Below are 12,990 nucleotides of genomic sequence, written 5' to 3'. Positions count from 1 at the left end.
GCCGCCCGCCGCCGGGTCCACCCTCCGACGGCCCGTCTCCGAAGGGGCCCACTGCGCCCCGACGGCCCCCGTCACGGGCATTCCGGTGCGGCACCCGGGCCCGATCCGGTCCGTCCCGGACTGTCCGATCGATCCCCGAGTAGCCCCTTCGCCCGTCCTGCTCGCCTGTGTGGGAGAAAAGAACCCCAACACGCGCGTTATGTCCGACGCTTGCGCCACCGTTGCCGCCAGACTTGGTCGACGCTGGGAAAGTGTGTCGCGGCGGAGGTGGCGTATGGCGGTGGTGCCTCGCGGGGGAGCACCCGGGAAGAAGAAGGCGGCGCCGGCCCGGCCGCCGGGCGGCCGCCCGGGAGGCGCCCCGCGCGTCTCGTCCGGCGGCGGGGGCGCCTCGGGCGGCAACTGGCTGCGCGAACTCGGGCGCCGCCCGCTGACCTCCTACTACCTCATCTTCGGCAGCAGCGCCATGCTCATCGCCCTGGGCCTGACCATGGTGCTGTCCTCGTCGATGGTCGACTCCTTCACCGAGACCGGCTCGCCCTACAGCCTCTTCCGCAAGCAGGTCGCCGCCGCCGCCGTGGGCCTGCCGCTGATGGTGCTCGCCTCGCACATGCCCATGCGCGTCTTCCGCGCCCTGGGCTACCCGGCCATGCTCGTGTCCGTCGCGCTCCTGGTGCTCACGGTCTTCAAGGGCGAGGAGTACAACTCCGGCGCCATGCGCTGGCTGGAGATCGGCGGGGTCACGGTCCAGGCCTCCGAGCCCGCCAAGCTCGCCTTCGCCCTGTGGGGCGCCGGGGTGCTCGCCCGCAAGGACGAACTCAAGGAGCTCAAGGAGTGGCGCCAGCTCCTCTTCCCGCTGATGCCCGGGTGCGCCGTGCTCGTGCTGCTCGTGCTGCTCGGCACCGACCTGGGCACCACCATGGTGCTGCTCACCATCTTCCTGGCACTGCTGTGGGTGGTGGGCGCCCCGGGCAAGCTGTTCGTGGGCATGATGGGGCTGGTCGGCACCCTGGTGGCGATCATGGTCGCGGTCGAGCCGTTCCGCATGGCCCGCGTGACCTCCTTCCTCAACCCCGAGTCCGACCCCAGCGGCTCCGGCTTCCAGCTCATCCACGGGCTGTACGCCCTGGGCACCGGCGGCCTGTTCGGTGTGGGCATCGGCGGCAGCCGGGAGAAGTGGGGGTTCCTCCCGCACCCGGAGAGCGACTTCATCTTCGCCATCATCGGCGAGGAGCTGGGGCTGGTCGGCACCCTGGTCGTCGTCGGACTCTTCGGCGTCCTCGGCTACGCTGGGCTCCGCGTCGCGTCGCGGGTCGACGACCCCTTCGTGCGCCTGGCCGCGACTTCGCTCACCGCCTGGATCGTGCTGCAGGCCATGGTCAACATCGGCACCGTCATCGGCGTCCTGCCGGTGACCGGCATCCCCCTGCCGCTGGTGTCGGCCGGGGGGTCCTCGCTGATCCCGACCCTGCTCGGCCTGGGCGCGCTTCTGGCCATGGCCAAGACCGAGCCGGACGCCCGCAGGGCCCTGGCCGCGCGCGGTCCGGGCCGGGTGGAAAGGGCTCTAAGCTGGCTGGGCCTGGGCACCGCGATCGAGCGGCGCGACGGCGACCACGGGCAGGTACAAGCGAGGAGGAATCGGCGACGATGAGGGTAGCCCTCGCCGGAGGCGGCACGGCCGGGCATATCGAGCCCGCGCTCTCCCTGGCAGACGCGCTGCGGCGGATCGACCCCCACACCCAGGTGATGTGCCTGGGAACCGAGCGGGGACTGGAGACCCGGCTGGTGCCCATGCGCGGGTACGAACTGGGTCTCATCCCGGCCGTCCCCCTGCCCCGGCGGCTCACCCCCAAGCTGCTGCAGGTCCCCGGCAAGCTCGCCGGGGCCATCGGCGCCGCGGGCGACCGCCTGGACGAGCTCCAGGCCGACGTGCTCGTCGGCTTCGGCGGCTACGTGGCCACCCCCGGCTACCTGGCGGCCCGGCGCCGCGGCATCCCGATCGTGATCCACGAGGCCAACCCGCTGCCCGGACTGGCCAACCGGCTCGGCGCGCGCATCACCCCGCACGTGTACACCGGCCACCCGCACACCGAGATCCGCAACGGCCGCTTCATCGGCATCCCGCTGCGCGAGCAGATCTCCACCCTCGACCGGCTGGCCATGGGCGACAAGGCCCGCGCCCACTTCGGCCTGCGCTCGGACCTGCCCACCCTGCTGATCTTCGGCGGCTCCCAGGGCGCCCAGGCGGTCAACGAGGCCGCCTTCCAGGCCCAGCCTGCGCTCACCGCCGCCGGGGTGCAGGTGCTGCACGTCGTGGGCCCCAAGAACGCCGACGAGGCCGAGGACCGCACCCGGGACGGCGTCCCCTACGTCGTGGTCCCCTACGTGGACCGGATGGACATCGCCTACGCCGCCGCCGACATGGCCATGTGCCGCTCGGGCGCCATGACCTGCGCCGAGCTGACCGCCGTCGGGCTGCCCGGCTGCTTCGTCCCGCTGCCCATCGGCAACGGCGAGCAGCGCCTCAACGCCGAGCCGATCGTCGAGGCCGGGGGCGGCCTGCTGGTCGACAACGCCGACCTGACCGCGCGCTGGATCACCGAGCAGCTCATCCCGGTGCTCACCGACACCGACCGGGTCGTGGCCATGTCCGAGGCCGCCTCCCGGATGGGCCGCCGCGAGGCCGACATGGAGCTGGCCCGCGAGGTCATGGCCATCGCCCGCGGGGACCGCCCCGGCGGCGAGCCGCCTGTGGCCGAGGACGACGACGATGACGACGGCGCCTACGTCGACGACGGGAAGGACGCCCGATGAGCCTCGTGCCGCCCACCGAGCCGGTCCGCCCCGAGGAGATGGGCCGGGTCCACTTCGTGGGCATGGGCGGGGTCGGCATGTCCGGCATCGCCCGGGTGCTGCTGCAGCGCGGCAGCGCCGTCTCCGGCAGCGACGCCAAGGACGGCCCCCTGCTGCACGAGCTGGAGGAGCTGGGCGCGCGGGTGCACGTGGGGCACGACGCCGCCCACGTCGGCGACGCCGAGACCCTGGTGGTCTCCTCCGCCGTGCGCGAGGACAACCCCGAGCTGGCCGAGGCCCGCCGACGCGGCCTGCGCGTCCTGCCGCGCGCCGCCGCCCTGGGCAGCCTGCTGCTCGGCCGCCGCGGCGTGGCCGTCTCCGGCACCCACGGCAAGACCACCACCACCTCCATGCTCACCACGGTGCTGCAGGAGCTGGGCGCCGAGCCCGGCTACGTCATCGGCGGCCGCCTGACCACCACCGGGCTGGGCGCCGACGCGGGCGGCGGCGACGTGGTCGTCGCCGAGGCCGACGAGAGCGACGGCTCCTTCCTCATGCTCTCCCCGGAGATCGCCGTGGTCACCAACGTCGAGGCCGACCACCTCGACAACTACGGCGGCCTGGACGAGATCCACGCCGAGTTCGCCGCGTTCACCGAGCGGGTGGGGCGCACCCTGGTCGTGGGCGTCGACGACCCCGGCGCCCGCAAGGTCGCCGAGACCGCCCGCGGCCGCGGCCTGCGCGTGGTCACCTACGGCGAGGCGCCCGAGGCCGACTTCCGGGTCGGCGGTATCCGCGCCGAAGGGTTCTCCACCCGCTTCACCCTCACCCCGCCCGGCGGGGAGCCGCTGGAGTGCTCCCTGGCCGTGCCCGGCCCGCACAACGTGCTCAACGCGGCCGCGGCCGTCGCCGCCGCCGACGAGCTCGGCCACGACCCCGAGGTCGCGGTGGAGGGGCTGGCGCACTACACCGGCGCCGCCCGCCGCTTCGAGCCCAAGGGCGAGGCGGCCGGGACGGCGGTCTACGACAGCTACGCCCACCACCCCACCGAGATCGCGGCGGACCTGCGCGCCGCCCGCGCCGCCCTGGACTCGCGCCCGGGCGCCGACGGGGCCCCGGCGCGCGTCGTGGCGGTGTTCCAACCCCACCTGTACAGTCGCACCCGGATCTTCGCGGAGGAGTTCGGCGAGGCGCTCACCCTGGCCGACGAGGCCGTGGTGATGGAGATCTACGGCGCCCGCGAGGACCCCGAGCCCGGCGTCACCTCGGCCCTGATCACCGACGCGATCGGCCACGGCCGGGCCCACCGCCCCGCCACGCACGACGAGGCGGTGGCGGCCGCGGCCGCCCTGGCCCGCCCCGGCGACATCGTGCTGACCATGGGCGCCGGGGACGTCACCGAGCTCGGCCCGCGGATCGTCGAGGCCCTGGAGGAGCGCGGCGCCTGAGGCCGCGCCCGCCCGGGGCCGCCGGGGGACGCATGGGAGGGAAGGTGCTTCGGTGGCACGCGGCGCGGTGGTCGGCGGTGCGGGGTCCGGCGGTGCCGGGCCCGACGGGGCCGCCGAGGAGGGCGGGCCGAAGGCCGGCGGTGCCGCCGCCGGCCGTACGGCACCCCGCTCGGACCCGTGGAAGGCCGCCTTCATCATCCTGCTGATCGTGGCGCTGCTGGCGGTGGTCACCTGGGTGCTGCTGGGGTCGCGGCTGCTGGTGGTGCGCGAGGTGCGGGTCGCGGGCCTGGAGCGGATGGACCGGGCCGAGGTCGTGCGGGCGCTGTCGGTGCCCACCGGCACCCCGCTGGCCCGGGTCGACACCGAGGCGGCGGCCGGGCGGGCCGAGCGGCTCCGCCTGGCCGAACGGGTCGAGGTGGAGCGCTCCTGGCCCGCCGCGCTCACCGTCCGGGTGACCGAGCGCGAACCGCGCCTGGCGGTGCGCGCCGGGGACGGCTTCCGCCTCGTCGACCACGACGGGGTGCGCATCGAGGACGCCGACACGCGCCCCGGGGCCTACCCGCTGGCCCAGGTCCGCGGGGAGGTCGAGGGCAACCCGGGGGTGGCCGCGGCGGCCTCGGTCGCCGAGGCCCTGGACGGGGCGCTGTCCGAGTCGCAGGCGCGCATCACCGCCATCGACGCGCGCGACCCCGGCTCCATCACCGTGGAGCTCGACGGGGGAGCGTCGGTCGAGTGGGGGGACGCCGGCGACGGCGCGCGCAAGGCCCGGGTGCTGGAGGTCCTGGTGGGCGAGCACCCCCCGGCCGCCGACCGCGTCTACGACGTCAGCGCCGCCGACATGGCCGTCGTCGGCTGACGGCGGACGCGCGGCGGCGGGGACCCGCGGTCACCGCCGGGACACGGCCCGGGTACGGCGGGGAAACGGCGCCGGGACATTCCAGACGCGACGCGCCGGGACGGCGCATCGCTTCCGGAGCCGACACGCCGTTAGGCTGAACACCTGGTTGGTTGCCCGTCGGGAGGCCGCGGCCTACTGTCGGGAGGCGGACCATGGTTGACATAAGTATGGACTCGAACCGATAGGGGCGAACGTCCCATGGGCCCCGGAGAGCCGGGGCCGGGGGCCCACCCCCTGGGCGGTCCGGCCGGCGGCGGTCGGCCCGGGGCCGCCGCACGAAAGACTGTAGAACCGGACACCGGTCGGCCCGACCCGCGGTCGGGGAGCGCGGCGCAGGCCGCGGTCGCCGACGACTCGGACGCGACCGGCCGATGCGAGCGGAAAGGCCCCTCGTCGTGGCAGCACCGCAGAACTACCTCGCGGTCATCAAGGTCGTCGGTATCGGCGGCGGCGGCGTCAACGCCGTCAACCGGATGATCGAAGAGGGACTCAAGGGCGTCGAGTTCATCGCCATCAACACCGACGCTCAGGCGCTGCTCATGAGCGATGCCGACGTCAAACTGGACGTCGGCCGCGAGCTGACCCGGGGACTGGGCGCCGGGGCCGACCCGGACGTGGGCCGCAAGGCGGCCGAGGACCACCGCGAGGAGATCGAGGAGGTCCTCAAGGGCGCCGACATGGTGTTCGTCACCGCCGGAGAGGGCGGCGGCACCGGCACCGGCGGCGCGCCCGTGGTCGCCAACATCGCCCGCTCGCTGGGGGCGCTGACCATCGGCGTGGTCACCCGGCCCTTCGGCTTCGAGGGCAAGCGCCGCGCCACCCAGGCCGAGTCGGGGATAGCGATGCTCCGCGAGGAGGTCGACACCCTCATCGTCATCCCCAACGACCGGCTGCTGTCCATCTCCGACCGCCAGGTCAGCGTGCTGGACGCGTTCAAGGCCGCCGACCAGGTGCTGCTCTCCGGTGTCCAGGGCATCACCGACCTGATCACCACGCCGGGCCTGATCAACCTGGACTTCGCCGACGTCAAGTCGGTCATGCAGGGGGCCGGTTCGGCGCTGATGGGGATCGGGTCGGCACGCGGCGACGACCGGGCGGTCGCCGCCGCCGAGATGGCCATATCCTCGCCGCTGCTGGAGGCCAGCATCGACGGAGCGCACGGGGTGCTGCTGTCCATCCAGGGCGGCTCGGACCTGGGCCTGTTCGAGATCAACGAGGCCGCCCAGCTCGTCGCCAACTCCGCGGCGCCCGAGGCCAACATCATCTTCGGCGCGGTCATCGACGACGCCCTCGGCGACGAGGTGCGCGTCACCGTCATCGCCGCCGGGTTCGACGAACCGCGCACCGAGGCGCCCGGCCCGCCGAAGGCCGCCGCCGCGGCACCGCCGCCCGAGGTCGAACGGAGGCCGGACCCGGCGCCGCGCGCCGAGCCCGCGCCCCGGCCCGAGCCGGCCGCGCGGCCGGAACCGGCCGCCGCCGAGCCCGCGCCGCGCCCGGAGCCCGCCCCCCGCCCCGAGCCCGAGCAGGCGGCCCGCACCGCCCCGGAGCCGGTCCGCGAGGAGCGCGCCCCCGAGCCCGCCGAGCCGGAGCCCGAGCCTGCGCCGCGCGCCGAGCCCGCCCAGCGGCCGGAACCGGCCGCCGAGGAGGAGCCGGAGGCCGAGCCCGAGCCGGAGGAGGAGGCGCGCCCCCGCGGCATCCACGCGGTCGGCGAGAACGGCGCCCGCCGCACCGGGACCGACGGGTTCTCCCGGCCCGGCGAGGTGCCCACCCCGCGGCGCCGGGTCATCTTCGACGACCCCGACGACCTGGACGTGCCCGACTTCCTGAAGTGAGCCGCGTGGGCCCCGGGCGCGGTCGGCGCCCCGCCCCGCGGCCCCCCGCCGGACCCCGCGTACCGGCGGGGGGACCCCCCGCCGCCGGTACGCTTTTTCGCGTCCAGGAGCACCACCCCCAGGCACCAGGGAGGGCCATGAGCGCCGCATTCGAGCTGGCACCGGGCGTACTCGCCGGATTCACCGGCCGCTACGACGGCGGGGTGAGCGCCCCGCCGTTCGACACCCTCAACCTGGGCGCGGGGGTGCCCGACGAGCGGGCCGCGGTGGAGGAGAACCGCCGCGCCGCCGCCGCCCGCCTCGGCTTCGACCACACCCGGGTGGTGTGGATGGACCAGGTGCACAGCGCCGACGTCGCCGTCGCCGACGCGCCGGGGACGGCGGGGCGGGTGGACGCGGTGGTCACCGGGCGCGAGGACCTGGTGCTGGCCGCGCTGGCCGCGGACTGCCTGCCGATCGTCGCCGCCGACCCCGGAGCCGGGGTGATCGGCGCCGCCCACTCCGGCCGGGCCGGCACCATCAAGCGGGTGGCCCCCGCGCTGGTGGAGGAGATGGTGCGGCAGGGGGCCGAGGCGGGGCGGATCACGGTCGCGCTCGGGCCCTCCATCTGCGGCCGCTGCTACGAGGTGCCCGCGCACATGCGCGACGAGCTGGCGGCGCACACCCCAGAGGGGGCGTCGGCCACCCGCGAGGGGACCCCGGCCGTGGACATGCGGGCCGCGGTCGGGGCCCAGCTCCGGGCGGCCGGAGTCGGCCATGTCACGGTGGACGATAGGTGCACCTACGAGGACCCGGACCTGTTCTCCCACCGGAGGCAGGCCCCCACCGGGCGGCTGGCCGCCTACGTGTGGCGGGCCTGAGGGGCCGGAGAGGCGCCGGTCCGTACCCGCATCCGGAGCGGACCGGGAACGGGTCCGTAGACGGAGCCGGGAACGGGGCGGTCGACGGAGCCGGGAACGGTCCCGGCCGCGAACCCGGCCACGGGCCCCGGGCCGGGGAGACAGACGCCGCCGACCGGGGCGGACGAGTACGAGCCACGACGAGCAGGAAGAGCGATGACAGCGGAGCACGGCGGACGGGCGGAGCAGGCGCGGAACGGGGAGGCGGCCGGGCGCCGCGCCACCATCGCCGCCAACCTGGAGGCGGTGCGCGAGCGCGCGGCCGCGGCCTGTGAAAAGGCGGGGCGGCCGGCCTCCGATGTGACGATCATCGCCGTCACCAAGACCTATCCCGCCTCCGACGTGCGCATCCTCGCCGACCTGGGGGTGGCCGAGGTGGGGGAGAACCGGGACCAGGAGGCGGCCGCCAAGGCCGCCGAACTCGGTGATCTGCCCCTCACCTGGCACTTCGTCGGGCAGCTGCAGACCAACAAGGCGCGCTCGGTCGCACGCTACGCCGACGTGGTGCACTCGGTCGACCGGGGCCGCCTGGTCACCGCGCTCGGCGCGCGGGCCCGCGCCGAGGGGCGCCCGCTCACCTGCCTGGTCCAGGTCAACCTGGACGCCGATTCCCAGGCGGGGGTGATCGGCCCGCGCGGCGGCGCCGACCCGCGCGACGCCCTGGGCGTCGCCGACCTCATCGCCGCCGAGGAGGGGCTGGAACCGGGCGGAGTCATGGCCGTCGCGCCGCGCGGGGGCGACCCCGGGGCGGCGTTCGCCCGGCTCCGGGCGGTCGCGGCCGACATCCGGGATCGCTACCCTCAGGCCAAGGTGATATCCGCGGGCATGAGCGGGGACATGGAGAGCGCCATCGAACACGGCGCGACACACCTGCGGGTGGGTACGGCGTTGCTCGGTGATCGGGGTCCGAACGTGGGGTAATGTCCCCACATGGACCTTGGCGCCCATCTGTCGAGTTCGCCCGCAGCGCGGGGATCGGCGGACCCGGGCGGACTCAGAGAAGTCTTCTGCGGTGCCGCACCACAGGGACGACGGAGGACATGAGATGGCCGGCGCGATGCGCAAGATGGCGGTCTACCTCGGCCTCGTGGAGGACGACCGCTACGATCACCGCTATGCGGACGAATATGATGACTTCGACGACTTCGAAGAGGGCGTCGAGGACCGGCGGGAGCGGGAGACCGACCCGCATGGCGGCGATCTGCGCGCCGACGTCGTGAGCGACGGCGAGGACCGTACCCCGCTCGCGGGCGGAACGGGCGAGCGCCGGGCCTCGGCGGCCACCGCCATGGCCGACCTCGCCCGGATCACCACGCTCCATCCGCGTACCTACAACGAAGCGCGTACGATCGGAGAGCACTTCCGGGAGGGCACCCCGGTGATCATGAACCTGACCGAGATGGTCGACAGCGACGCCAAGCGTCTGGTCGACTTCGCGGCGGGGCTGATCTTCGGGTTGCACGGGAGCATCGAGCGCGTGACCAACAAGGTGTTCCTGCTGTCACCGGCTAATGTTGAGGTGACCGCTGAAGACAAGGCACGGATCGCCGAGCGAGGCTTCTTCAACCAGAGCTAGACCACGGCTGTACACAGATTGGGTCGGGGAACGACCGTGAGCATCGTCCTGTACGTACTCTTCCTCCTGCTGAACCTCTTCATGCTGGTGCTGATAGGGCGGCTGGTGTTCGAACTCGTGCAGTCCTTCGCCCGGTCCTGGCGCCCCTCGGGCTTCTCTCTGGTACTCGCGGAGAGCATCTACACCGTCACCGACCCGCCGCTGAAGTTCCTCCGGAGGTTCATCAGGCCCGTCAGGTTGGGCAGTGTGGCGCTGGACCTGAGCTTCACCATCCTCTTCATCTTCGTGGTGATCCTCATCCAGGTCGTGCGGTTCGCCATGTACTCGACCGTGACCGTGTGACCGCGCGGCCGGAGCCCGGCGACGGCCCTTGTCGGAAAGGCATACATGTCGGACGGGTAAGCTCCGGTTCCGATATGTGGTCTTGGTCATGATCCGGATTGCCGTAAGGTCACGATCAGGTAGCGTCCCTACGGACGGAGTCCAAGCGCGCCAAGGAGACGAACATGCCGCTGACACCCGCGGATGTGCGGAACAAGCAGTTCAGTACCACCCGGCTACGGCCGGGCTACGACGAAGAAGAGGTCGACGCCTTCCTCGACGAGGTGGAGTCCGAGCTCGACCGGCTGATCCAGGAGAACGAGGAGCTTCGGGGCAAGCTGGCCGAGTGCCTGCGGGGCAAGGTGCCCAACGCCGGCATGCAGGACTTCCAGCAGCAGCCGCAGGAGCAGATGCAGCCGGAGCCGCAGCAGCCGCCGCAGCCCGAGCCCGCTCCGGCCCCCGCGCCCGCGCCCGCGCCGCAGGCGGTCGAGCAGCAGCTCCCCGCCATGGCCGCGCAGATGGGCCTGCCGGGCTCCGAGGAGAACATGGACACCGCCGCGCGTGTCCTGGCCCTCGCCCAGCAGACCGCCGACCAGGCCATTTCGGACGCCCGCCGCGAGGCCGACGAGACCCTGGGCCGCGCCCGCCACGAGGCCGACGACATCCTCGGCAAGGCCCGCCGCCAGGCCGAGCAGATCGTCAACGAGGCCCGCGCCCGCTCCGAGAACCTGGACCGCGACGCCCAGGAGCGCCACCGCCAGGTCATGGGCTCGCTGGTGCAGCAGCGCGAGGAGCTGGAGCACAAGGTCGCCGAACTGAAGGACTTCGAGCGGGAGTACCGCAGCCGCCTGAAGGACTACTTCGAGCGCCAGCTGCGCGAGCTCAACGAGGGCGGCCAGGAGCCCAGCGGGGCCCCGGCCAACCCGAACACCACCGGCGGCTTCCAGACGATGTCGGCGCCCACCGGTGCGGGCCCGGCGCTGCAGCACGGCGGCCCGGCGGCTCCGGCCGGCGGCAACCCGTTCGCCCAGCAGCAGCCCGAGCCGGCGCCGCACGGCGGATTCCACCCGGGCGAGGCCCCGCACGAGCGCCGCTGAGCGCGGCCGCGGGCCACAGTGCCCACCACCGACGGAACCACCAGTAAAGGCCCTCTCGACCAGTGTTGATCCTCGGCAGCCTCGTCGCCCTGACGGCGGCCCTGCTCCTCATCGCGATCGCCGTGCTGCTCGCCCAGGCGAGCCTGGTGTACATCGCGCTGGTCCTCGGCGGCGCCGGTGCGGTGCTGCTGATCGCCGAAGCGGTGCGCAGCCGCAGAGAGCTCGGTATCAGCGAGGCGGGATCGAGGGTCGCGACTGCGGTGCGAGGCACCCGCGAACGCGCGGATGCACGGACGGACGGATTGGGGAAGGCGTCCGTCCCCACCGCGGTCGGCCCGGATCGGCCCCCAGGGGCCGCCGGCCCGACCCCGCCCCCCGGGGCGGTCGGCGAAGGCCCGGGCACCGGAGCGGTCGGCGGCGACGACCGGCCCTCCGGAGCGACACGAGAGGAACGAGAGGCCTCCCAGGGTTCCGTGGCCGCCGCGACGGCGGCCGCACCCGGCCAGCGATCGACCGAGGCCCCTGATCCCGGCCCGGCCGCGCAGGACGGACCGGGCACGCCTTCCTCACCCACCACCCCCCGACCCCCCGAGACTTACGGCGGCGACGCCCCGGACGGCCAGGACGTCGGCCCGGATGGCCAGGACGGCCAGGACCCCCCGGCCGCAGAGCACGAGCCCCCAGCCGCCGACGAGGCAGCCGCAGAGCACGGCTCCCCGGCCGCCGATGAGGCAGCCGGACGGCCGACCGCCGAGGACCCCGTCCGCACCGGCTCCCACCCGACCCCGCCCGAGAGCGGGGAGCAGCCGGACGCCGACGAAGAGGCGTCGACCCCCGCAGGGCCCGCGACAGCGGAGCAGCCCGCACAGCCGGAGGCGCCTGCGACGACGGAGACGTCCGCGCCGGAGGCGACAGCCGAGACCGCTCCCGCCGCAGACGTGCCGGAAGCATCCGAGGCCGCACCGGAGGCATCCGAGGCGACATCGGACACATCCGCCGCGGAGCTCCCGGAGTCCGGCGCCGTCGAGCCCGCGCTCGCCGAAGACGCCGAGGACGAGGTGCCCGCCACCGAGCAGGCAGCCGGTGCCGACGTCCCCGACGCAGTGTCGGAACAGGTCTCCGGAGAGGCCGAAGGCAGCGGGCACATCGAAGACGCGGCCAGCGGCGGCGATGAGCGGAGCGGCGACGACGCCTCCGAGCCCCCGGAGCCCGAGCCCCTGCCCGCCCTCGATGAGGAGCCGGAGGCAGAGGCGGCGGAGGCGGCCGGAACCCGGTACGCGGCGACGGCGGCCGCGTCCTCTGAAGAGGCCCCCGCCGAGGCACCCGAAGGCCAAGCCCCGGACGAGCCGGAGGAGACCGGCGACGTCCCGGCCGAATCCCGCGCAGAGGACCCGGACGAACCGTCCTTCTCGGAATTCGTCGACGGCCTCAAGCGCAAGGACCCGGGCGCCTAGCCCCGATCTTCGCCCTACGCAGCGCGGACGCGGGTTGCCGCGCGCCGATCCCTTCCATTTCCTTCCGAGCGGATCAGTCGGGCCCCGGCGGGATGCCCTACGCGGTGGCGCCACCGTGCGCGGAGTAAGAGTTGCGTTCGAGAGCAACGGCACAGCAGCCCCCGGCTCAGTGCCCCGGCCGTCTGGCAGGTGTGCCGGAGTGCAATGCAGGGGCGGCGACGAGGCAAGGTCGGCGGCCCTGGCCGCAGCGTCGTCGGGTGGCGGGGGTGTGCGTGGTCGCCGTGTTGGGCGGCCACGGAGTGAACGGGGCGGTTCCCGGGCGCTGCCTGCCGGGCGGCGGGTTCCTCATGGTCCGGGTCGGCGGCCCAGCAGGTCCCCCGCTTGCGGGCTTCGGCCGGGCGGCAGGCCATCGGAGCGCAAGGAAGAAAGCGGCGACGACTCGGGGCGGCGGCCCTTCCAGCAGCGTTGTCGTCCGCATGGCGTGTACGTGGTCACCGGGGAGGGCGGCGACGGGGTGAGCCGGGCGGTTCCCGGGCCCCGCTTGCCGGGTGGCGGGCCCCTCGTGGTCGGGGCGGGCGGCGCGGCCGGGTGGGCGGGTGGTGGTCCGCGCTCGTGGCGGCCGCCGGTGTGGGGCATATCGGGCATAGCGGGGCGCTGGGCGGGGGCTCCGGTGAA

The 12,990-nt window shown here is 74.4% G+C and carries 11 protein-coding genes; all 11 read left to right on the top strand.

The features are described from left to right. Positions 1-274 precede the first annotated feature (274 nt). The gene (gene ftsW, locus D476_RS0101470; protein ID WP_017622211.1) at positions 275-1,648 is read left to right on the top strand and encodes a putative lipid II flippase FtsW; all 1,374 of its coding nucleotides are present in this window, start codon (positions 275-277) and stop codon (positions 1,646-1,648) included. After that, positions 1,645-2,811 carry an undecaprenyldiphospho-muramoylpentapeptide beta-N-acetylglucosaminyltransferase gene (gene murG / locus D476_RS0101465; protein ID WP_017622210.1) on the top strand — a complete coding sequence of 389 codons (1,167 nt, stop codon included), beginning with the start codon at positions 1,645-1,647 and terminating at the stop codon, positions 2,809-2,811. The genes ftsW and murG overlap by 4 nt, the downstream gene beginning before the upstream one ends. Beyond that, a complete protein-coding gene (murC, locus tag D476_RS0101460; protein ID WP_017622209.1) occupies positions 2,808-4,238 on the top strand; it encodes a UDP-N-acetylmuramate--L-alanine ligase in 1,431 nt (476 codons plus the stop codon). Before murG ends, murC begins: the two co-directional genes overlap by 4 nt. A 52-nt stretch (positions 4,239-4,290) precedes the next feature. After that, complete coding sequence (locus tag D476_RS0101455) at positions 4,291-5,094, top strand: cell division protein FtsQ/DivIB (protein ID WP_017622208.1); 804 nt, start codon at positions 4,291-4,293, stop codon at positions 5,092-5,094. Positions 5,095-5,531: 437 nt separating this feature from the next. Then, entirely contained in the window at positions 5,532-6,968 is a 1,437-nt protein-coding gene (gene ftsZ, locus D476_RS0101450; RefSeq protein WP_017622207.1) for a cell division protein FtsZ, read from the top strand. Between the two features lie 137 nt (positions 6,969-7,105). Continuing rightward, a complete protein-coding gene (pgeF, locus tag D476_RS0101445) occupies positions 7,106-7,828 on the top strand; it encodes a peptidoglycan editing factor PgeF (RefSeq protein WP_017622206.1) in 723 nt (240 codons plus the stop codon). Between the two features lie 195 nt (positions 7,829-8,023). Further along, complete coding sequence (locus tag D476_RS0101440; RefSeq protein WP_017622205.1) at positions 8,024-8,788, top strand: YggS family pyridoxal phosphate-dependent enzyme; 765 nt, start codon at positions 8,024-8,026, stop codon at positions 8,786-8,788. A 124-nt stretch (positions 8,789-8,912) separates the two neighbouring features. Further along, complete coding sequence (locus tag D476_RS0101435; RefSeq protein ID WP_017622204.1) at positions 8,913-9,443, top strand: cell division protein SepF; 531 nt, start codon at positions 8,913-8,915, stop codon at positions 9,441-9,443. 36 nt (positions 9,444-9,479) lie between these two features. Beyond that, positions 9,480-9,785 carry a YggT family protein gene (locus D476_RS0101430; protein WP_017622203.1) on the top strand — a complete coding sequence of 102 codons (306 nt, stop codon included), beginning with the start codon at positions 9,480-9,482 and terminating at the stop codon, positions 9,783-9,785. A 164-nt stretch (positions 9,786-9,949) separates the two neighbouring features. After that, entirely contained in the window at positions 9,950-10,861 is a 912-nt protein-coding gene (locus tag D476_RS0101425; RefSeq protein WP_017622202.1) for a DivIVA domain-containing protein, read from the top strand. A 65-nt stretch (positions 10,862-10,926) separates the two neighbouring features. Further along, positions 10,927-12,315, top strand: coding sequence for a hypothetical protein (locus tag D476_RS0101420; protein WP_017622201.1), 1,389 nt, complete (start codon positions 10,927-10,929; stop codon positions 12,313-12,315). The last annotated feature ends 675 nt before the right edge of the window (positions 12,316-12,990 follow it).

The sequence above is a fragment of the Nocardiopsis chromatogenes YIM 90109 genome (assembly GCF_000341185.1).
Classification (GTDB): Bacteria; Actinomycetota; Actinomycetes; order Streptosporangiales; family Streptosporangiaceae; genus Nocardiopsis_A; species Nocardiopsis_A chromatogenes.
The sequence above is the reverse complement of the archived record's forward strand: the minus strand, read 5'-3'. Positions and strand labels throughout refer to the sequence as shown.

What these genes read in the sequence shown, in the direction of transcription:
- ftsW (WP_017622211.1), top strand. Translation starts at nt 275, where the DNA reads ATGGCGGTGGTGCCTCGCGGGGGAGCACCCGGGAAGAAGAAGGCGGCG.
- murG (WP_017622210.1), top strand. Translation starts at nt 1,645, where the DNA reads ATGAGGGTAGCCCTCGCCGGAGGCGGCACGGCCGGGCATATCGAGCCC.
- murC (WP_017622209.1), top strand. Translation starts at nt 2,808, where the DNA reads ATGAGCCTCGTGCCGCCCACCGAGCCGGTCCGCCCCGAGGAGATGGGC.
- pgeF (WP_017622206.1), top strand. Translation starts at nt 7,106, where the DNA reads ATGAGCGCCGCATTCGAGCTGGCACCGGGCGTACTCGCCGGATTCACC.
- D476_RS0101440 (WP_017622205.1), top strand. Translation starts at nt 8,024, where the DNA reads ATGACAGCGGAGCACGGCGGACGGGCGGAGCAGGCGCGGAACGGGGAG.
- D476_RS0101435 (WP_017622204.1), top strand. Translation starts at nt 8,913, where the DNA reads ATGGCCGGCGCGATGCGCAAGATGGCGGTCTACCTCGGCCTCGTGGAG.
- D476_RS0101425 (WP_017622202.1), top strand. Translation starts at nt 9,950, where the DNA reads ATGCCGCTGACACCCGCGGATGTGCGGAACAAGCAGTTCAGTACCACC.